Below are 19,632 nucleotides of genomic sequence, written 5' to 3'. Positions count from 1 at the left end.
GGCCGCGATGTCCGCCCCATCTTCGACCCCTTGTCGGAGCTGATGTGGGCCGTGGAGGAATCTAGCCCCGAACGGGGGGGCGAACCTCCGAAACCCCTGGTCGAACGCTGATCGGAGCTGGGAACGAGCGCCGAGCGGCGCATGCGTGCGCGGCGAGCGCCGACCTCGCCGTGCAGCTCCGGGTCCACGCAAGAAAAGCGCGCGCAACGGCCCCTACGCTCGGAGTCGGGTCGCATCCGACCCGTTCCACCAGGGATTCGAAGCGTGAGGAGGATCACCATGTCGCAGTTCGTGCAGAGCACAGTCGTCGGAGAGCCGGAGGTCCTCGAGGACCGCGTCGAGTCCTCCTCCGCGTGGCTCGACCTCACGGCGGCGGTCGCCGCCGTGCAGCCCCTGCAGGCCGCCGACGGCTCCCTCGCCGACCCCGACCGCCTCGAGGACGCGCGGGCGGCTCTCGCTCGCATCGTCACCGCGATCCGCACGCTCGCCCCCGCGTTCCCGCACGACGCCGCCTACCTGGAGGCGCTCGTGGTCGACTTCCGCCGGTGGAGCGACGAGGGCCTCGGAGTGCCGGACTTCCTGGACTCCCTCCAGGCCTTCCAGCCCCAGCTCGACCGCATCGACGGACTGCGTCACCTCGTCGTCTTCCCGATGCTGACGCAGAACGGCAGCCGCGAGCGCCACGTCGAGGCGGTGCTCGTCGAGGTCGTCTGGCCGCGCTTCGTCGCCGAGCTCGAGGCCGGCGACTACTCCAACGCGCTGTTCGTGCCGGTGCGCTTCGTCGACTTCACGTCCGGATACGACACGGACAGCGCCGTGCTCTTCCCCGAGACCGTCGCCATGCGCGCGGTCCCCGCCTTCACCTGGGGAGCGATCTTCGCGGATCGCGAAGCGGCCCGGTTCCGCCGAGTCGTGGGCCGTGCCGCCGAGATCACCCGCCTCGAGCTCCCCGAGGACGCGCGTCGGCTGATCGCCGACCAGCGCCTGTCCGAGGAGGCGTTCGTGATGTGGGACCTCATCCACGACCGCACCCACATGCGCGGGGACCTGCCGTTCGACCCGTTCATGATCAAGCAGCGCATGCCGTTCTTCCTGTACTCGCTCGAGGAGCTGCGCTGCGACCTGACGGCGTTCCGCGAATCGGTCGCGATCGAGCGCCGTCTCGCCGCGGCCGAGCGCCTCGACGACGAGGAGGAGCGCCTGGCCGAGCGCGCCCGCTCGGTGCAGTACGCGATCCTGTTCGACCGCCTGTTCCGCTTCCCGTTGACGGGCTCGCGGGTGCGCAACTACGACGGACTGGGCGGGCAGCTGCTGTTCGCCTGGCTGCACCGCAACGGGGTGCTGCACTGGACCGACACCCGGCTCGCCTTCGAGTGGGACGGCGTCGCCGACGTGGTCGTCGCCCTCTCGGACGCGATCGACGAGCTCTACTGGCGCTCGATCGACCGCCCGAAGACCGCGCACTGGCTGGCCGCGCACGCCCTGATCGCGTCGGTCCTCACTCCGCACCCCGCCTCGGCCTGGGCGCGCGGGCTGCCGGACGAGGTGCTCCTCGGAGCGCCGCGCGGCTTCACGGACGCGGTGCTGGACGACGAGTTCCCGCTGTCGATGTTCTACGAGGCCCTGGCCAAGAAGATGGGCGACGTGATCACGTCGACCCGGGGCATCACCGGACGCGACTGAGAACGCTCGCGGGTCCCGGCGGCGGTCTCCCGACCCCGCCGGGGACCCGTCGCGTACTCTGGACGCCATGTCCCGAGGTGCCGACACCGTCGCCGCCGCCGATCCCTTCGACGCCGGCTGGTCGAGGAGACCGCCCACGCGCTCGAACTACGTGCGCGACGCGGTGGGCGCGGGAGTGCTGCTCCTGGCGACCGTGCTCTCGGTCCTGCTCTACACCTCCGCCGGCTTCCCGGATGCGGCGCATCCGATCGTCAGCGCGCACTGGGCCGTGGCTCTCACGCTGCCGCTGGCGTTCCGCCGCCGGTTCCCGGCCACCGTCGCGATCGTCCTCGCGGTGGTCTACGCGCTCGGCCTCGTGCTGCAGGTGCCGGAGTCGCTGTTCAACCAGATCTGCCTGTTCCTCGCGATCTACACGGTGGGCGCGTGGGGGGCGGACCGGCGCCGCGCCCTCGTGGTGCGCCTCCTGATCGCGATCGCGATGCTGGGCTGGCTCGTGACCACGCTCGTGAGCGGCGACTGGTTGAACCGCACCGTGCCCTCGACCGAGGCCGTCGGCCCGCTCTCGCCCTACCTGGCGGAGTCGGCGCTCGTGGTCCTGGTGAACCTGCTCTACTTCGGCAGCGCGTACGTCTTCGGCGAGGCGTCCTGGCAGTCGGCGCGCCGTCTCGAGGCGCTGGAGGCGCGCACGGCCGAGCTCGACGACGAGCGCGAGCGCTCCTCCCGCCGCGCCGTCACGTCGGAGCGGCTGCGGATCGCCCGCGAGCTGCACGACGTCGTGGCGCACCACGTCAGCGTGATGGGCGTGCAGGCGGGAGCGGCCCGCCGCGTCCTCGCGCGGGACCCCGAGAAGGCGGCGCGGTCGCTCAGCGCGATCGAGAACGACGCGCGCTCGGCGATCGACGAGCTGCACCGCATCCTGGTCGCCCTCCGCGCCGAGGAGACGACCCCCGCGGGCGTCACAGACTCGGCGCCCACCGACTCCGCCTCGACCCGCGGAGTCGCCCAGCTCGAGGAGCTCGTCCAGGCGTCCGCGGGCTCCGGACTGCCCACCTCGTTCCGCACTCTCGGCGCTCCTCGGGAGATCCCGGCCACCGTCGGGCTCAGCCTCTACCGCATCGCGCAGGAGTCGCTCACGAACGTCCGCAAGCACGCGGGACCCTCCGCGCAGGCCGAGCTGCGGCTCCGCTACCTCGATGAGGCCGTCGAGCTCGAGGTCGCCGACGACGGAGGCACCGGCCCGCACCCGACCGTTCCCGCGTCGTGCGGGCTGGGGCAGACGGGCATGCGCGAGCGGGCCGCGGCGGTCGGCGGGCGCATCGAGATGGGTCCGCGCGGCGACGGGTACCTCGTGCACGTGCACGTGCCGCTGTCGCGGGTGCGCGCTCCGGAGCGGCCCCTCGAACCGGTAGCGTCGACCGGGGCGTCGCGGGGGCGCACCGACGCAGCGAGCGGGGGCCGCGCATGACCGAGGACATCCGCGTCCTGCTGGTGGACGACCAGGAGCTGGTCCGGGCGGGCTTCCGCATCATCCTGGAGTCGGAGCCGGGCATCGTCATCGTGGGCGAGGCCCGCACGGGGTCCGAGGCGATCGAGCGCGCCTCCGAGCTCTGCCCCGACGTCATCTGCATGGACGTGCAGATGCCCGGGATGGACGGTCTCGCCGCGACCCGCGAGATCGTCAAGGACCCGCGGCTGTGCTCGAGCGTCCTGATCCTCACCACCTTCGACCGCGACGACTACCTCTTCGACGCGCTCTCGGCCGGAGCGAGCGGCTTCCTGCTCAAGAACGCCTCTCCGGAGGACCTGGTCGACGCCGTGCAGGTGGTCGCGCGCGGCGACGCCATGCTCGCGCCCGACGTGACCCGCCGCGTGATCGAGCGCTTCGCCGCGGAGCCCGCGCGCAACCCGGAGGAGCACCCGGCGGTGGCGGAGCTGACCGACCGCGAACGCGAAGTGCTCGTGTACCTGGCGCGGGGCTGGTCGAACGCCGAGATCGCCTCGCAGCTGTTCGTGGGCGAGGCGACCGTGAAGACGCACGTGTCGAAGATCCTGATGAAGCTGCGCGTGCGCGACCGGATCCAGGCGGTCGTGTTCGCCTACGAGCACGGGATCGCGGTGCCGGGGCGGTCCTGACGCCGACGGGACGACGGCCGAGGCGTGTCGGCCGAGAGACCCCCTCCTCGGCAGCGGCCGGCCGCCGTCAGCGGCGAGGCTGCGGGGCCGCCGCGCGTGGGGGCGAGCGGCGGACGAACTCCATGCGGATGTCCGGCACGATCTTCCGGTCGAGCACGACGGTCATGTACCGGCCGTCGACCCGCGCGCCGATGGCGACGACGTCGGGATCCGTGTCGACCCGGTAGCCGCGCAGCGCCTCTCCGTCGACCACGACCGGGACGCCGCGCACGACGTCCTCGTCGCGCAGCGCCGCGGCGACCACGGGCATCCCTCCGCGCCGGCTGCGCACGCGACCGGGGAAGGTGTTGCGCAGCACGTCGCCCATGTGGGCGGCGAGACGCGATTCGAGCGGGCGGCTGCGCTCGGCGGGGATCGGCACGGAGGTGCGCACCGCCTCCCAGAGGACCGGGTACCGCATCCGCGTGACCTGGTCGACCATCCACGGCGGGAGGTGGTCGTTCTCGGCCCGTTCGATGGCCCGCTTCTGCTCGGGAGTGAGCGGGACGTGGTTGACGGGATCGGCGCGATTGCGGGGATTCTTGAAGAACGAGTACGACAGCGAGATCTCGACGAACCGCCCGAGCGCCATGGTCTGGGCCGCCGCGAACTCCTCGAGTCGGGGCTGCGGGGCGAACGCGAGGACCGGGTCGCCGAAGCGGGCCGCGATCTCGTCCACCCCGGGAGGGGCCGGCATATCGCGGACCGCCCCCGATGTGTCCATGCGCATAGGACAAGAGTGGCCGTTCGCTCAGCCGATACCAACTTCTTGACGGAGATCGGCTCGACGCTCTCGGGCTGTTCACATGCCGGAAACACGACGGCGGCGGGCGTCGGGCTCCTGAACGGCTCCCGGACGGGGGCTGCGAAGATGGAGGCATGAGCGCTCTGCACGATCCGACCGTCCGCGGTTTCGCCTCCGACAACTACTCCGGAGTGCACGACGAGGTGCTCGCGGCGATCGCCGCCGCCAACGGCGCGCACCAGGTCGCGTACGGCGAGGACGTCTACACCGAGCGGCTCCAGCACGCGTTCCGGCGCGAGTTCGGCGAGCAGGCGCAGGCGTTCCCGGTGTTCAACGGCACGGGCGCGAACGTCACCGGACTGCAGTCGATGCTGCCGCGCTGGGGCGCCGTGATCTCGGCCGGCACGGCGCACATCAACTCCGACGAGGGCGGGGCGCCCGAGAAGGTCGGCGGGATCAAGATCCTCACCGTCGTCTCGCCCGACGGCAAGCTCACCCCGGACCTCGTCGACGAGCAGGCCTGGGGCTACGGCGACGAGCACCGCTCGCAGCCGCTCGTCGTCTCGATCACGCAGTCGACCGAGCTCGGCACCGTCTACACCCCCGAGGAGGTGCGGGCCCTGGCCGATCACGCGCACGCGCACGGCATGCGCCTGCACCTCGACGGGGCGCGGATCGCGAACGCGGCGGCGGCGCTGGACGTGCCGCTGCGCGCCTTCACCACCGACGCGGGCGTCGACGTGCTGTCCTTCGGCGGCACCAAGAACGGGATGCTGCTGGGCGAGGCGATCGTCGTGCTCGACCCCGAGGCGTCCAGCGGACTGCACTACCTCCGCAAGACCAACATGCAGCTCGCGTCGAAGATGCGCTTCCTCTCGGCGCAGCTGCTCGCGATGCTCGGCGAGGACGGCGAGGCGGAGCCGCTGTGGCTGCGCTCGGCCCGGCGCGCCAACGCCATGGCCGCCCGACTGCGCGCGCAGCTGGAGGAGTCGATCGCCGCCGGACGGATCCAGGGGCTCGCGTTCACGCAGCCCACGCAGGCGAACGCGGTGTTCGCGACGCTGCCCTCGGGAGTCGCCGACCGCCTGCGCGAGGTGTCCCGCTTCTACGACTGGAACCCGGCGACGGGCGAGGTGCGCTGGGTCTGCTCGTTCGACACGACGGAGGACGACATCGACGTGTTCACGGCGGCGATCGAGCGCGAGCTGACGGCGTGAAGGCGCGGATCGTCGGGCTCGGAGCGGTCGTCGCGGGGATGCTCGCGGGATGCACGGGCGGTCCGTCGTCAGGGGCGGAGACGGGCGCGGGGACGTCGGCTTCGGCGTCCGCCTCGGCGTCCGCTTCCGCGTCCGTCGCTCCGCTCACGCGCCTCGACTGCGACGCCCTGCTGCCCGTGGAGCGGGCGTCGGAGGCCCTCGGGCTGCCGGCCGACCGCCTCGAGGGCAGCCGCGACGGGGCCGTCCGCACGTCGTCCGAGCTGATCCGCGCCGCCGCGGAGGAGAACGGCGGGCTCCTCACCTGCTCCTGGTTCGAGCAGGACGGGCCGGCCTCGATCGTCGCCTCGGCGGCGACGGACGCGGGCGACGCCTTCGCCGCGATGCCCGCCGGCCCCGCACTCGCGGCGGGCGTGGCGGCCTCGGGCGCCTGCCTCGAGGGGAGCTGCACCGCCCAGGTGCTCGCCGGATCGACGTGGGTCTCGCTCGCGCTGATCGGGGCGCCCGCGACCCTCGACCTCACGGCCCTCGCCTCCTCGACCGCCGTTTCCGCGAACGGACGCCTCGACGACGTCATCGCAGGCACCGCACCCGTCTGCGCCGATCTGCTGACCGACGAGCAGCTGACCTCGCTCGCCGGGCTGGCGCAGCCCGTCGCCGGCGCCGGCACGGAGGCGGCGACTCCGGCGACAGCGGGGGCCGCGGCCGCCGCACGCGCGGGTCTCGCCTCCTGCACCTGGACGGACGCGGCCAGCGCCGCCTACTCCGGTCTGAGCATCGACGCGCTGCCCTCGGGCGAGGAGGGCTGGCGCACGCTGTCGCTGACCACCGGGCTGTCGATCCCGCTGGCGCCCGTCGACGGACTCGGGGAGCGCGCGATCTCGGGCTGCTCGGCGGGGACGTGCGAGGTGGACGTGCTGGCGGAGGACGTCTGGTGGCGCGTAGTCGTGACGGGCGACGAGGCGCGGGCCGACGCGGTCGCGCGGGCGGTGCTCGCGGGCTGATCCGCCGGGTCGGCCTGCGCGAGATGCCACTCCGGTACGCCTCGTTCGGCGTGTCGCGTACCGGAGTGGCATCTCGCGGGGTGGTTCAGGGGCGGCGCCAGTACTCGTACCAGGACGACTCCGTCGCGCCGAGGGCGGAGTAGAGGCGGCGGGCCGGGGCGTTGGCCTCGAGGACCTGGATCCAGTAGTGCGCGACGCCCCCTGACTCGGCCTGCCCGAGGAGCGAGCGGAGGACGGACGCGGCGTGGCCGCGGCGCCGCGCGTCCGGGCGGGTGGCGAGGGAGAAGAGCCCGCACCAGGGCGTGTCCCCGGCGGTCGCGTACGCGAGTCGACCGCAGGCGGCTGCGCCCCGCTCGTCGCGGACGAGGGCGTAGGAGGAGTCGCAGCCCGCGAGGATCCGCTGCGCGACGTCGCGCTCGGCGGCGCCTCCGCGGCCGTCGACGGACCACCAGAGCGACAGCCAGTCCTCGGACGGGGAGGGCTCCAGGACCGCGGGCGGCCCGCTCAGCGCGGCGAGCGCCTCCTGGACCGTGCCCGTGAGGACGAGCGTGCGCTCGTGCGGCGCGTAGCCGCGGGCGGCCAGGCGCTCGGGGAGATCGGCGGGCAGGGTCGCCGGTCCGAGCTGCAGGAGCGGAGGGATCGCGTGCTCGCGCGCGAACGCCTCCGCGGCGTCGATCGCGTGCTCGGGGTCGGTGACGGCGCCGGACGTGAGGACCGAGTTGGCGCGCTTCGTGACTCCGGACGCGGCGCGCAGCAGCCAGCCGTCGAGCTCACGGGTCTCGAGCGCGGGCCAGGCGGCGGCGGTGAGGCGATCAAGCACGCGCGGGTACATGCGCTCGACGGTACCGCGGCGCTCAGGCGGGTCCTCGGCTCGCAGGAACACGACCGGCTCGCAGGAACCGGCGATCCGGACGAGCCGGACCGGTTCCTGCGAGCCGGAGGTGGGTGCTGCGGGCCTGTGCGGCCCGCGGCGACTCACATGTTGATCATGTGGCCCTTGAGGCCGTGGAAGCCCTCCTGGAGCGCCTCCGACAGCGTCGGGTGGGTGTGCACGTTGCGCGCCAGCTCGGTCGCGGTGAGGTCCCACTTCTGCGCGAGCGTGAGCTCGGGGAGCAGCTCGGAGACGTCCGGGCCGATCATGTGCGCGCCGAGGAGCTCGCCGTACTGCTTGCTCGCGATGAGCTTGACGAAGCCGGTGGGCTCGCCGAGGCCGTGCGCCTTGCCGTTCGCCATGAACGGGAAGGTCGAGACGGTGATCTCGTGGCCCTCGTCGGTCGCCTGCTTCTCGGTGAGGCCGAAGGAGGCGATCTGCGGCTGGCAGAACGTCGCGCGCGGCATCATGCGGTAGTCGCCCAGCGTCTGGGTCTCGGCACCGGCGAGGGTCTCGGCGGCGACGACGCCCTGCGCCTCGGCCACGTGGGCGAGCTGCAGCTTCGCGGTCACGTCGCCGATGGCGTAGATGTGCGGCACGTTCGTGCGCATGTGGTCGTCGATCGCGATCGCTCCGCGCTCGGTCAGCTCGACGCCCGTGTTCTCGAGGCCGAAGCCCTCGACGCGGGGGATCCAGCCGATCGACATCAGGACCTTGTCGACCTCGAGGGTCGACTGCGTGCCGTCCTTCGCGGTGTAGGTCACGGTGACGTAGCCGTCCTTGTCGACGACCGACTCGACCTTGGTCGAGGTGAGGATCTCGACGCCGAGCTTCTTGTACTGCTTCTGGATCTCCTTGGAGACGTCCGGGTCCTCGTTGGGGAGGGCGCGGTCCATGAACTCGATGATCGTGACGTCGACGCCGTAGTTCTTCAGGACGTACGCGAACTCCATGCCGATCGCACCGGCGCCCACGATGGCCATCGTGTCGGGCAGGTCGCGCGTCATGATCTGCGTCTCGTAGGTGACGACGTTCTCGGAGAGCTCGACGCCGGGGAGCAGGCGGACGCTCGCGCCGGTCGCGATGATCGCGTCGTCGAACGTCAGCGACTCCGAGCCGCCCTTGGTCAGCTGGACGTCGAGGCCCTGCGGGCCGGTGAAGGAGCCGGTGCCGTCGAACTCGGTGATCTTGTTCTTCTTCATCAGGAAGTGGACGCCCTTGGTGCGTCCGTCGGCGACCGTGCGGCTGCGGTCGAACGCCGCGCCGAAGTCGAACGAGACGTCGCCCGAGATGCCGAACTGCTTGGCCTGCGAGTGGAAGATGTGGGCGAGCTCGGCGTTGCGCAGCAGCGCCTTCGACGGGATGCAGCCGACGTTGAGGCAGACACCGCCCCAGTACTGCTTCTCGACGATGGCGACGGACTTGCCGAGCTGCGCCGCTCGGATCGCGGCCACGTACCCGCCGGGGCCGGCCCCCAGGACGACGACGTCGAAGTGCTGGGCCATGGATGATCCTCCATCAGAGTCGTGAGTGGTGCGCGCGGGGAACCACGCCGTCTACGAGCGTACCGTTCCCCAGGCGCGGAGCCCGGGGGTCCTCCCTGGGCGAACGGACCTGGTAGGGCTGTGGAGGGACGGTCCGCGGCGGCGGACGGGCGGGAATGCGGGCGGGTGCGGAACGGTTGCACCACGCGGGCAACGGAGCCCTCCCCGATCCGCACACTCCCGGAAAGAAGCTCCACCATGGCCCTCGCCACCGCGTCCCGCACCGCCACCACCAGCGCGCCGATCCTCGACGTGCTCGCCGAGCGCTGGAGCCCGCGCTCGTTCGACACGACGGCCGCGATCTCGGACGAGACCCTCGCCTCGCTGCTCGAGGCCGCGCGCTGGTCCCCCTCCGCCAGCAACTCCCAGCCCTGGCGCTTCATCGTGGCCCGCCGCGGCACGCCGGAGTTCGACCGCGTGGCGAAGCACCTCGTCGGCTTCAACGCCGCGTGGGCCGGCTCGGCCGCGGCGCTCGTCGTCGCCCTCGCCGAGACCGTCGACGCCGACGGCAAGCCGCGCCCCTGGGCCGTCTACGACCTCGGCCAGGCCGTCGCGCACCTCAGCATCCAGGCCCACCACGACGGACTGCACGTGCACCAGATGGCCGGCTTCGAGAAGGACGGGCTCCGCGAGGAGTTCGCGATCGACGAGCGCTTCGACCCCGTGACCGTCGCCGCCATCGGTGTCGTCGGCGACCCGGAGTCGCTCGCGAACGACGTGCTGCGCGAGCGCGAGGTCGCCCCGCGCACCCGCCTGCCCCTCGAGGAGCTCGTGCTCGTCAGCGCGTAGTCGCTGCACTGCTCGGCCCGGTCCGCGGATCTCCGCGGGCCGGGCCGTTCTGCGTCCGGGGCTGGGGCGGGCGCTGGGGCCTGCTCTGCGGGGGCGGGAGGAGGAGTGGGCGGCGGGCGCTGCCGATGCGGGGCGTCACTCCGATCGCTCTGTTACTCCGCGTTTCATCACGGAATCGGATGAATGGGCCGCCGTCCGTACGATCGGGACGGTCCGCCCGCCCGCCCCGCCGCTCCGGAGCCCCATGACCGACACGCCCACCCGCACGAGCCTGGCCTTCGACGCCGACCTCGGTCAGTCGGCGTTCCCGGTGCGCTTCGAGGGAGTGGGCCGCACGTTCTCGCCCGGATCGCCCGTGCTCGAGGACGTCGATCTCGAGGTCGCCGCCGGCGAGGTCATCGCGATCCTCGGTCCGAGCGGCTGCGGCAAGTCGACGCTGCTGCGCATCGCGGCGGGGCTCGACACGGCCTCCGCGGGTTCCGTGCTGATCGACGGGCGCCCCGTGTCGGGCATCGACACGCGCTGCGCCGTCGCGTTCCAGGAGCCGCGCCTGCTGCCGTGGCGCACGATCGCGGCGAACGTGGCGCTCGGGCTGCCGCGGGGCACCGCGCGCACGGCCGGGCGGCACGCCGTGGAGGAGCTGCTGGCGCTGGTCGGGCTGACCGCGCACGCCTCCTCCCGCCCGCGCGAGGTCTCGGGCGGCATGGCCCAGCGCGCCTCGCTCGCCCGGGCGCTCGCCCGGAACCCCGGCGTTCTGCTGCTCGACGAGCCGTTCGGCGCGCTCGACGCCCTCACCCGCATCCGGATGCAGGACCTCCTGCTCGACGTGCACGCGGCCGCCCCGGCGACGATCCTGCTGGTCACGCACGACGTCGACGAGGCCCTGCAGCTGGCCGACCGCATCGTGCTCCTCGGCCGCGACGAGCCGGGAGGCGTCTCGCGGATCCAGCAGATCATGCGGGTTCCGGGCGCTCGTCCGCGCGATCGCGGGTCGGCAGAACTGGCGGAGCGTCGCGCCGAGCTGCTCGCCGGGCTCGGCATCGAGCGGCACTGAGTCCTCCCCAGGCTCCCATCCGCCCGGTCCTCCCCCGATCCTCCCGTCCCCGCACGCACCCCGACTCCCCTCCCCCACACTCGTTCCACCCCCGGAACCGCACCGAAGCAGAGGCCACCATGTCGTTCACCACCACCGCGCTCACACGCCGCACCGCCCTCGCCGGCCTGCTGACCGCCGCCGCCGTGCCGCTGCTCGCGGGCTGCGTCCAGGGCGAGGGCTCCGGCGGCGCCGCGGCCGCCACCGCCGACGCCGCCGAGGGCGCCGTCACGCAGGGCGGCACCCTCACGCTCGACTTCGCGACCTACAACCCGCTGAGCCTGGTCATCAAGGAGAAGGGCTGGCTCGAGGCCGCCCTCGCCGAGCAGCAGGTCACCGTCGCCTGGGTGCAGTCCGCCGGGTCCAACAAGGCGAACGAGGCGCTGCGCGCCGGAGCGATCGACGTCGGCTCGACCGCCGGCTCCGCCGCCCTGCTCGCCCGGTCCAACGGCTCGCCCATCAAGACGATCGACATCTTCTCGCAGCCGGAGTGGTCGGCCCTCGTCGTCCCCGCCGGCTCGAGCATCACGAGCGTCGAGCAGCTCGCGGGCAAGCAGATCGCCGCGACCAAGGGCACCGACCCCTACTTCTTCCTCGTGCAGGCCCTCGAGGCGGCCGGACTCGGGATCGACGACGTCACCGTGCAGAACCTGCAGCACGCCGACGGCTGGGCCGCCCTGCAGAACGGCTCGGTCGACGCGTGGGCCGGTCTCGACCCGATCATGGCGGGCGCCGAGGCCGCCGGGGCGACGCTGCTCTACCGCAACGTCGACTTCAACTCCTACGGCCTCCTGAACGCGACCGAGAGCTTCCTGGCCGAGAAGCCCGACCTCGCGCAGACGGTCGTGAACGCCTACGAGCACGCCCGTGCCTGGGCGCTCGAGAACCAGGAGGAGACCGCGAGCATCCTCGCCTCCGTCGCCGGTCTCGACGTCGCGGTCGCGACCACGGTGATCACCGAGCGCAGCAACCTCGACGTCGACAACGTGCCCGGATCGGCGCAGACCGACGTGCTCGCGGTGATCGGCCCGATCTTCGTCGAGAACGGCGACGTCGCCTCGCAGGACCAGGTCGACGAGGCGCTCGACACGCTGCTCGACGACACCTATGCGAAGGCCGCCGACCCCGACGCGATCGGCGACTGACCGCTTCCCGCACGCCGACCCGCGACCGCTCCCGAGGAGACGACATGGCGACCCGAGACGACGAGACGACCGACGCCGACCTGATCCGGCGCAGCACCGGGATGGTGCAGGCGCCGGGCGCCGTCGGCGCTGCGATCGCGGGGCCGAGCGTCGGGGCGTCGCAGAAGCGGCTCCGCGACGACTCCGCCGCGCATGCCCGTCCGCTGACGTCGAAGCGCTGGTTCGTCGTCGTCGGCGGGGCGCTCGTCCCGGTCGTGCTCCTGATCGCGTGGCAGATCGTCACCACGACGGGTCTGGTCTCGCTGGCCGTGTTCCCCTCCCCCGCGATGGTCTGGGCGGCCGGGATCGATCTCGCCCAGCGCGGCGACCTCGGCCAGGACGTGGCGATCTCGACCCAGCGCGTGCTGATCGGCTTCGCGATCGGATCGGCGCTCGGACTCGTCATCGGCGCTCTCTTCGGCCTCTCGCGCGTCTGGGAGGTCGTGCTCGGCCCGACGCTCGGCGCGATCCGCGCGGTCCCCTCGCTCGCCTGGGTGCCGCTGCTGCTGCTCTGGCTCGGCATCGGCGAGGAGTCGAAGATCACGCTGATCACGATCGGCGCGTTCTTCCCCGTGTTCACCACGGTCGCCACGGCGCTCGGCCACGTCGACCGCCACCTGGTCGAGGCGGGGCGCGCCTTCGGGCTCTCCGGAGTCCGCCTCTTCACCACGGTGCAGCTGCCGGCCGTCGTTCCCGCGGTCATCGCGGGGCTCCGGCTCGCGCTCGCCCAGTCCTGGTTGTTCCTGGTCGCCTCCGAGCTGATCGCCTCGTCGATGGGCCTGGGCTTCCGCCTCATCGACAGCCAGAACAACGGGCGGATCGACCGCGTGTTCCTCGCGATCATCCTGCTCGCGGTGCTCGGCAAGCTCACCGACGCCGTGGTGGGCGTGTTCCAGCGCTACGCCGTGGCCAAGTGGGCGTGACGCGCCCTCCCTCCCGGGACGCCCCCTCCCCCTCCTGAAAGGACGTCGCCATGACGGACACGATCGCGAACCTCCTCGAGGAGCACCGCCGCTTCCCCGCCCCCGAGGCCTTCGCCGCGCAGGCCAACGTGGGCGCCGACGAGTACGAGCGGGCGGCCGTCGATCCCGTCGCCTTCTGGGAGGAGGCGGCACGGCGCCTCGACTGGGCCGAGCCGTGGACGACCGCGCACACCTGGAAGCCCGCGCTGCCGCAGGCCGACGGCAGTCTCTCCGTGCCCCGGGCGACCTGGTTCGAGGGCGGGCGACTGAACGTCGCGGTGAACTGCGTCGACCGGCACGTCGACGCCGGGCGCGGCGACAAGGCCGCCCTGCACTTCGAGGGCGAGCGCGGCGACCGCCGCACGCTGACCTACTCCGATCTGCAGCGCGAGGTCTCGAAGGCCGCCAACGCTCTGACGGCCCTGGGCATCGGGAAGGGCGACCGCGTCGTCGTCTACCTGCCGGTGATCCCCGAGACCGTCGTCATCACGCTCGCGATCGCGCGCATCGGAGCGATCCACTCGCTCGTCTTCGGCGGCTTCTCGGCCGAGGCTGTCCGGTTCCGCGTGGAGGACACCGGAGCGAAGCTGCTCGTCACCACCGACGGCCAGTTCCGGCGCGGGAAGGCCGTCCCCGTCAAGGCGAACGCCGACCACGCGGTCGCGGGCGTCGAGTCGATCGAGCACGTGCTGGTCGTCCGCCGCACCGGCGACGAGACGCCCGACCTGCCCTGGACCGCGGGCCGCGACGTCTGGTGGCACGACGTCGTCGACACGGCGAGCGACGTCCACGAGGCCGAGGCCTTCGACTCCGAGACCCCGCTGTTCATCATCTACACCTCGGGCACCACCGGGAAGCCCAAGGGTCTCGTGCACACCAGCGGCGGCTACCTGACGCAGGCGTCCTGGACGCACTGGGCCCTCTTCGACGCGAAGCCCGACGACGTGCACTGGTGCACCGCCGACCTGGCATGGGTGACCGCGCACACCTACGAGATCTACGGCCCGCTCTCGAACGGGCTCACCCAGGTGATCTACGAGGGCACGCCGAACACCCCGCACACCGCCCGGCACTTCGAGATCATCGAGCGCTACGGAGTGACGGTCTACTACACGGCGCCGACGCTCATCCGCACGCTGATGACCTGGTTCCCCGACGGAGTGCCCGCGCAGTACGACCTGTCGAGCCTTCGGCTGCTCGGCACGGTCGGCGAGTCGATCAACCCCGAGGCGTGGGTGTGGTTCCACGAGCGGATCGGCGGCGGACGCTGCCCGATCGTCGACACGTGGTGGCAGTCCGAGACCGGTGCGGCCGTGATGTGCCCGCTGCCGGGCGTCTCGACGCTCAAGCCCGGGTCCTCGCTCGGCGCGCTGCCGGGTCTCACGACGCTCGTCGTCGACGACGCGGGGCAGCGGGTGCCGAACGGCTCGGGCGGCTACCTCGTCGTCGACCGCACCGGGCCGGCCCTCGCGCGCACGGTCTGGGGGAACCCGGAGCGGTACCGCGACTCCTACTGGGCGCGCTTCGCCGAGCAGGGCTACTTCTTCTCGGGCGACGGCGCGAAGTACGACGCCGACGGCGACATCTGGGTGCTGGGGCGCGTCGACGACGTCATCAACGTGTCGGGCCACCGGCTGTCGACGATCGAGATCGAGTCGGCGCTCGTCGCGCATCCGGCCGTCGGCGAGGCGGGCGTGGTCGGAGTCGAGGACGCGACGACCGGGCAGGCCATCGCGGCCTTCGTGATCCCCTCCGACGAGGCGGTCGACCGGGCGCAGGACGACACCGCGTACTGGAACGAGCTGGCCGCGACGCTGTCGGGCGTGCTGCGCGACCACGTCGCAACGGCGATCGGGCCCATCGCGAAACCGCGCGACGTGGTGGTCGTTCCGGACCTGCCGAAGACCCGCTCGGGCAAGATCATGCGGCGACTGCTCGGCGACATCCGCGACGGGCGGGCTCTGGGCGATGTGACGAGCCTGCAGGACGACACGGTTCCGGAGCGGATCGCGCGGATCGTCGCGGCGCGGGGCTGAGGCGGGAGCGGCTCCCTCCCTTCTGCTGATCGAGTAGGCCGCGCAGCGGACGTCTCGAGATCCCCGTCCACTGGAGCAGGCGGGCCTCGATACGCCGCCTCCGGCGGCTACTCGACCAGCAAGGGTGCGCTCAACGCTCCCGGTCGGCAAGCACTGCCTGCCGATCGAGCACTCGACCAGCGAGCAGGGGGGCGAACGCTCACGGTCGGCTCCGAACTCCGGACGGGCGGCGGCATCGGGAGTAGCGTGAAGACGTGCGTGACCTCCAGCAGCGAATCATCTCCGAGCTCCACGTCTCCCCCACCGTCGATCCGGCCGCCGAGGTCGAACGGCGCGTCGGCTTCCTCGCCGACTACCTCCGCCACACGGGCGCCGAGGGCCTCGTGCTCGGCATCAGCGGCGGCCAGGACTCGAGCCTGGCCGGCCGGCTCTGCCAGCTCGCGGTCGAGCAGGTGCGCGCGGGCGGAGGCGACGCCTCCTTCATCGCTGTGCGCCTGCCGTACCGCGTCCAGGCCGACGAGGAGGACGCGCAGCTCGCGCTGTCGTTCATCCGACCGGACCGGCAGGTGACCTTCGACATCCACCAGGGCGTCGACGGCATCGCCGCGGCGTTCGGCGACGCGGTCGGCGAGCCGATCTCGGACTTCGTGAAGGGCAACGTCAAGGCACGTGCCCGGATGGTCGCCCAGTACGCGATCGCCGGCCAGGCGGGCATGCTCGTCGTCGGCACCGACCACGCGGCCGAGGCGGTCACCGGATTCTTCACGAAGTTCGGCGACGGCGGAGCCGACGTCCTGCCGCTCACCGGACTCACCAAGCGCCAGGGCCGCTCCCTCCTCGAGCACCTCGACGCCCCCGCGCGCCTGTACGAGAAGGCGCCGACCGCCGACCTCCTCGACGAGAACCCCGGGCAGACCGACGAGTCGAACCTCGGACTCGTCTACGCCGATCTCGACGAGTACCTCGAGGGCGGGGACGTCGACCCCGCCGTCGCCGAGGCGATCGAGGCGCGGTACGCCGCCACCGAGCACAAGCGGCAGGTGCCGCTCTCGATGTTCGACGACTGGTGGCGCGCCTCCGGCACCTACACACCCGGCAACGGCTGACACCCGAGCCGCCCCCGACAGATCGGGGGCGGCTCGCCCGTTCAGGACGCTGTGACCCGATCGAGCCAGGCGCCGCTGACCTTCGCGCTCTCGGCCGGCGGCATGCTCGCCCGGTCGACTTCGACGATGATCCAGCCGCCGAAGTCCTCGGGCAGCGCGGCGAGCACCCCGTCGAGGTCGATGCCGCCGAGTCCCGGCTCGAGGAACAGCCCGGCGTCGGTCGCGCGGTCGTAGGCGGTCGGCACCGCCCGGCTCGACTCCGCGATCCCCAGGTCCAGGTCCTTCACGTGCAGATCGACCAGGCGGCCGGAGTAGCGCTGCACGGTCGCGACCGGGTCGACGCCCGCCCAGACGAGGTGGCCGATGTCGAAGGAGGCGCCGAGCAGATCGGCGTCGATCGCGCCGAGGACGCGGTCGATCTCGTGCTCGGTCTCGACCCACGTGCCGACATGGTTGTGCAGGCCCGCGCGCACGCCCTCCGCGCGCAGCACCTCCGCCGCCTCGCCCAGGATCTCGATGACGCGATCCAGCCGGCCCTCGTCGAAGACGGCTCCCACGGCCACCGCCTCGCGGGTGCGGACGACGCCGGGCTCGAAGCTGACCTCGGGCGCGAGGAAGACCGTGTCGAGTCCGACGTAGTTGGACTCCTCGGCCTTGCGTCGCACGCCGTCGAGCCAGTGGATCCACTCGGCGGAGCCTCGGGCGAACGCCCGGCCGGTGTCCTCCGGCAGGGCGACGGAGGCGTAGCCGGGGGCGAGCGCGAGGCCCGAGTCCTCGATCATCCGGGCGTAGTCCTGCAGGGTCTGCGTCGAGAGGACCTCGAGCATGGTCGCCTCGAAGCCCGCCTCGCGGATCTCGCGGAGGACGTCGGGGTACTCGGAGCGGAAGTGCGGATCGGCGAAGCGCCAGAGCGATTCGCTCGACGGGTCGGACGGATCCGCCTTCACGTTGATCCACTGGATGGCGTTGAGCGCGAACTGGGAGCGGCGGAGCACGGCGGTCCTCTTTCCTGGTCGGGGTGGTGCGGTCTCGCGACGAGCGCGAGGTGGGGTCAGTCGGCGGCGCGGGCGTTGTAGACGAGGACGGAGCCCTCGTCGACGTGGGCGCGGTAGGCGTGGAACACGGCGAGGGCCTCGTCGCGGAGCACTCCGTCGACGACCTCGATGCCGCGCGCCTCGAAGGCGGCGGCCCAGTCCTCGCGCATGGGGCCCTCGTCGAAGGTGGTGATCTCCTCGAGCTCCGGGCCCGACCCGGCGACCACGAGACGGCGCACGCCCGACCACAGCGTCGCTCCGTAGCACTGCACGCACGGGCGCCAGTTGACGACCAGCTCGTGCGCCGGCTGCCCCTCGCCGCCGAGGTCCCAGCCGCCGATCGCGGTCTGCGCGAGGCCGAGGGCGGTGACCTCGGCGTGCCCGGAGGAGACTCCGCTCGCGAGGACCACGTTCACGCCGACCGAGACGAGGCGGCCGGAGTCGCGCTCGACGACGATCGCGGCGAACGGGCCGCCGTTGCCCTCGCGGAAGTTGCGGTCGGCGAGGGCGTGCACGAGCGCCATGCGGTCCTCGCGCTCGGGGAGCACGTCGGGGACGTCGCGGACGGCGTCCTCGATCCATGCGGGCAGGGCGATCTCGTAGCGGGTGGTGAGCTGGTCGATCTTCACGGGTCCTCCTGGGGACGGGGGTGGGTAGGGGGGTCAGACGCGGGCGGCCGCGAGCTCGGCGAGCACCGCGCGCGTGGCGCGGACGGCGGTGACCGTCCCCGTCAGCGTCGCATTGCAGACCACGGGAGTGGGGATCACGCCGTTCCCGGCGAGGTAGAGGCCCTCGACGCCCCGGACGCGGCCGGACTCGTCGCAGACGCTGGTGCCGTCGTCGACGGATCCCGAGCGGACGGTGCCGGTGAGGTGCAGCGAGGATCCCGGAGCGAGGACGGCGCACTCCGTCTCCGGATCGAACGACCCGAAGCGCTCGGCGATCTCGCGGATCCGCTCCTGGGCCGCGGCGATCAGCTCGCGGTCGCGATCGCTGTACTCGAACTCGACCCGGAGGCGGGGCAGGCCGGTCACGTCGGTCTCCTCCTCCGAGAACACGAGCCGGTTCTCGGGCCGCGACTCGACGGGCGTGTAGAACGACAGCCCGACGGAGTACGCGAACGGCCGGTGCTCCTCGTCGACGAAGACGGTGTTCATGATCTGGCCGTGGAACGGCTGCGCGTCGCCGTTCTGCGGCAGCCAGAGCGAGTCGGTCGCGAACTCCCCCTCGCGCAGGCGCGGCAGATCCTCCGGAGTCAGCCCGAAGCGCTCGAGGTCCATCACGACCCGGCCGGTGACGAAGGCGTGCTCGTTGAGGAACCGGCCGAGCGCAGCGGGCCGGATGCCGGAGGCGAACAGGAGCTGCGGGGTGCGGACCACGTCGGCGCAGACGATCACGGTGCGCGCGTCGATGTCGTCCTCGCGGCCGGTGGCCGTCTCGCGCACCCGCACTCCGATCACGCGGTCGCCGTCGCGGCGGATCGCGATCGCGAGGGTGCCCGCGCGCAGCTCGAACGCCTCGTCGCCGCCGTGCGCGATCGGCGGGAAGATCCGGCTGGGGCCGGTGCGGAGCAGGGTGCCGGTCGGATTCCCCGCGACGGCCATCGGCATCGGCTGCGGATGGCGTCCCTCAGAGCTGACTGCGCCGAAGGCGTCCTCGAGCACGTCCAGGACCACGCGGCCGGGCACGGTCGGGCCGAGCGGCGACTCCTGCACGTCGAGCAGCTCCCGCGCTCGGGCGAGGTCCTGCTCCCACTGCACCGGGTCCCCGCCGTCGAAGACCTCCTCGCCGGCCGGCCACGGCGTTGCCGCCGTCCAGTGCACGCCCATGCCGCCGACGTTCCACGACACGGCGGAGGCGGGCATCGCGGCGGCGTCCTCGCCCATCGCCGAGAGGTTGTACATGCCCGGCGCGACCGAGCGCAGCTCGTCCGTGATGTCCGGAGTGACGTCAGCGCCGGTGTACATGCCCTGCACCCCGGTCGCGACGCGCTGGTTGTAGCGGCTCCAGATCTCGGGCTCCTCGCTGTCGTGCAGGTGGAGTCCCGGCACGGAGCCGACGGCCGGGCCGCCGTCGATCATCAGGAGGCGGACGGAGGGGTCGGCGTCGCGCAGCCCCCGGGCGAGGGCGGCCCCCATGATGCCGCTGCCGACGATGAGGACGTCGACGGGGGTGGTGGTCTCGGGCATGGTGCT

The 19,632-nt window shown here is 72.5% G+C and carries 17 protein-coding genes; 11 read left to right on the top strand and 6 right to left on the bottom strand.

Translation table 11 applies throughout. From position 1 onward, the window contains the following. Positions 1-279: 279 nt before the first annotated feature. From ASF48_RS16715 to ASF48_RS16705, 3 genes are all read left to right on the top strand, one after another. Positions 280-1,683 carry a DUF6421 family protein gene (locus ASF48_RS16715; protein ID WP_055794158.1) on the top strand — a complete coding sequence of 468 codons (1,404 nt, stop codon included), beginning with the start codon at positions 280-282 and terminating at the stop codon, positions 1,681-1,683. 67 nt (positions 1,684-1,750) lie between these two features. Further along, a complete protein-coding gene (locus ASF48_RS16710; RefSeq protein WP_055794156.1) occupies positions 1,751-3,148 on the top strand; it encodes a sensor histidine kinase in 1,398 nt (465 codons plus the stop codon). Further along, entirely contained in the window at positions 3,145-3,816 is a 672-nt protein-coding gene (locus ASF48_RS16705; protein ID WP_055794153.1) for a response regulator, read from the top strand. The genes ASF48_RS16710 and ASF48_RS16705 overlap by 4 nt, the downstream gene beginning before the upstream one ends. 67 nt (positions 3,817-3,883) lie before the next feature. On the opposite strand, the gene ASF48_RS16700 is transcribed toward ASF48_RS16705, so the two are convergent. Beyond that, positions 3,884-4,534 (bottom strand): hypothetical protein, encoded by a 651-nt coding sequence (locus ASF48_RS16700; RefSeq protein ID WP_055794151.1) that lies wholly within the window; start codon positions 4,532-4,534, stop codon positions 3,884-3,886. Between the two features lie 200 nt (positions 4,535-4,734). On the opposite strand from ASF48_RS16700, the gene ASF48_RS16695 reads away from it, so the two are divergent. Together ASF48_RS16695 and ASF48_RS16690 are read left to right on the top strand one after the other, a co-directional pair. Next, complete coding sequence (locus ASF48_RS16695; protein WP_055794150.1) at positions 4,735-5,817, top strand: threonine aldolase family protein; 1,083 nt, start codon at positions 4,735-4,737, stop codon at positions 5,815-5,817. Further along, complete coding sequence (locus ASF48_RS16690) at positions 5,814-6,818, top strand: hypothetical protein (RefSeq protein WP_055794148.1); 1,005 nt, start codon at positions 5,814-5,816, stop codon at positions 6,816-6,818. The genes ASF48_RS16695 and ASF48_RS16690 overlap by 4 nt, the downstream gene beginning before the upstream one ends. Before the next feature lie 85 nt (positions 6,819-6,903). Here ASF48_RS16690 and ASF48_RS16685 read toward each other — a convergent pair whose 3' ends face one another. Then, positions 6,904-7,650 carry a GNAT family N-acetyltransferase gene (locus ASF48_RS16685; protein ID WP_157603206.1) on the bottom strand — a complete coding sequence of 249 codons (747 nt, stop codon included), beginning with the start codon at positions 7,648-7,650 and terminating at the stop codon, positions 6,904-6,906. A 143-nt stretch (positions 7,651-7,793) separates the two neighbouring features. Then, positions 7,794-9,194 carry a dihydrolipoyl dehydrogenase gene (lpdA, locus tag ASF48_RS16680; RefSeq protein ID WP_055794145.1) on the bottom strand — a complete coding sequence of 467 codons (1,401 nt, stop codon included), beginning with the start codon at positions 9,192-9,194 and terminating at the stop codon, positions 7,794-7,796. A 237-nt stretch (positions 9,195-9,431) separates the two neighbouring features. On the opposite strand from lpdA, the gene ASF48_RS16675 reads away from it, so the two are divergent. From ASF48_RS16675 to nadE, 6 genes are all read left to right on the top strand, one after another. Further along, positions 9,432-10,022 (top strand): nitroreductase family protein, encoded by a 591-nt coding sequence (locus ASF48_RS16675; protein ID WP_055794143.1) that lies wholly within the window; start codon positions 9,432-9,434, stop codon positions 10,020-10,022. A gap of 244 nt (positions 10,023-10,266) precedes the next feature. Beyond that, entirely contained in the window at positions 10,267-11,076 is an 810-nt protein-coding gene (locus ASF48_RS16670; protein WP_055794142.1) for an ABC transporter ATP-binding protein, read from the top strand. A gap of 119 nt (positions 11,077-11,195) precedes the next feature. Then, positions 11,196-12,260 (top strand): aliphatic sulfonate ABC transporter substrate-binding protein, encoded by a 1,065-nt coding sequence (locus ASF48_RS16665; RefSeq protein WP_055794140.1) that lies wholly within the window; start codon positions 11,196-11,198, stop codon positions 12,258-12,260. A 44-nt stretch (positions 12,261-12,304) separates the two neighbouring features. Continuing rightward, the gene (locus ASF48_RS16660) at positions 12,305-13,222 is read left to right on the top strand and encodes an ABC transporter permease (RefSeq protein WP_235577276.1); all 918 of its coding nucleotides are present in this window, start codon (positions 12,305-12,307) and stop codon (positions 13,220-13,222) included. Between the two features lie 50 nt (positions 13,223-13,272). Further along, positions 13,273-15,297, top strand: a complete 2,025-nt coding sequence (gene acs / locus ASF48_RS16655) for an acetate--CoA ligase (RefSeq protein WP_055794138.1) — start codon at positions 13,273-13,275, stop codon at positions 15,295-15,297. A gap of 254 nt (positions 15,298-15,551) precedes the next feature. After that, positions 15,552-16,403 carry an ammonia-dependent NAD(+) synthetase gene (gene nadE / locus ASF48_RS16650; protein WP_055794136.1) on the top strand — a complete coding sequence of 284 codons (852 nt, stop codon included), beginning with the start codon at positions 15,552-15,554 and terminating at the stop codon, positions 16,401-16,403. Positions 16,404-16,444: 41 nt separating this feature from the next. Here the strand turns inward: nadE and ASF48_RS16645 are convergent, their stop codons facing one another. Genes ASF48_RS16645 through ASF48_RS16635 form a run of 3 tightly spaced genes read right to left on the bottom strand, consistent with a single transcriptional unit; the run spans position 16,445 to position 19,626 of the window. After that, positions 16,445-17,398 carry a sugar phosphate isomerase/epimerase family protein gene (locus tag ASF48_RS16645; RefSeq protein WP_055794135.1) on the bottom strand — a complete coding sequence of 318 codons (954 nt, stop codon included), beginning with the start codon at positions 17,396-17,398 and terminating at the stop codon, positions 16,445-16,447. Between the two features lie 56 nt (positions 17,399-17,454). Then, positions 17,455-18,066, bottom strand: a complete 612-nt coding sequence (locus tag ASF48_RS16640) for a nucleoside deaminase (protein WP_200931038.1) — start codon at positions 18,064-18,066, stop codon at positions 17,455-17,457. 33 nt (positions 18,067-18,099) lie between these two features. After that, a complete protein-coding gene (locus ASF48_RS16635; RefSeq protein WP_055794133.1) occupies positions 18,100-19,626 on the bottom strand; it encodes a GMC oxidoreductase in 1,527 nt (508 codons plus the stop codon). Between the last annotated feature and the right edge of the window lie 6 nt (positions 19,627-19,632).

This window comes from Rathayibacter sp. Leaf299 (assembly GCF_001423055.1).
Lineage (GTDB): Bacteria > Actinomycetota > Actinomycetes > Actinomycetales > Microbacteriaceae > Rathayibacter > Rathayibacter caricis.
The sequence above is the reverse complement of the archived record's forward strand: the minus strand, read 5'-3'. Positions and strand labels throughout refer to the sequence as shown.

What these genes read in the sequence shown, in the direction of transcription:
- ASF48_RS16675 (WP_055794143.1), top strand. Translation starts at nt 9,432, where the DNA reads ATGGCCCTCGCCACCGCGTCCCGCACCGCCACCACCAGCGCGCCGATC.
- ASF48_RS16670 (WP_055794142.1), top strand. Translation starts at nt 10,267, where the DNA reads ATGACCGACACGCCCACCCGCACGAGCCTGGCCTTCGACGCCGACCTC.
- ASF48_RS16665 (WP_055794140.1), top strand. Translation starts at nt 11,196, where the DNA reads ATGTCGTTCACCACCACCGCGCTCACACGCCGCACCGCCCTCGCCGGC.
- ASF48_RS16715 (WP_055794158.1), top strand. Translation starts at nt 280, where the DNA reads ATGTCGCAGTTCGTGCAGAGCACAGTCGTCGGAGAGCCGGAGGTCCTC.
- ASF48_RS16660 (WP_235577276.1), top strand. Translation starts at nt 12,305, where the DNA reads ATGGCGACCCGAGACGACGAGACGACCGACGCCGACCTGATCCGGCGC.
- ASF48_RS16685 (WP_157603206.1), bottom strand. Translation starts at nt 7,650, where the DNA reads ATGTACCCGCGCGTGCTTGATCGCCTCACCGCCGCCGCCTGGCCCGCG.
- ASF48_RS16705 (WP_055794153.1), top strand. Translation starts at nt 3,145, where the DNA reads ATGACCGAGGACATCCGCGTCCTGCTGGTGGACGACCAGGAGCTGGTC.
- ASF48_RS16710 (WP_055794156.1), top strand. Translation starts at nt 1,751, where the DNA reads ATGTCCCGAGGTGCCGACACCGTCGCCGCCGCCGATCCCTTCGACGCC.
- ASF48_RS16695 (WP_055794150.1), top strand. Translation starts at nt 4,735, where the DNA reads ATGAGCGCTCTGCACGATCCGACCGTCCGCGGTTTCGCCTCCGACAAC.
- acs (WP_055794138.1), top strand. Translation starts at nt 13,273, where the DNA reads ATGACGGACACGATCGCGAACCTCCTCGAGGAGCACCGCCGCTTCCCC.
- ASF48_RS16635 (WP_055794133.1), bottom strand. Translation starts at nt 19,626, where the DNA reads ATGCCCGAGACCACCACCCCCGTCGACGTCCTCATCGTCGGCAGCGGC.
- lpdA (WP_055794145.1), bottom strand. Translation starts at nt 9,194, where the DNA reads ATGGCCCAGCACTTCGACGTCGTCGTCCTGGGGGCCGGCCCCGGCGGG.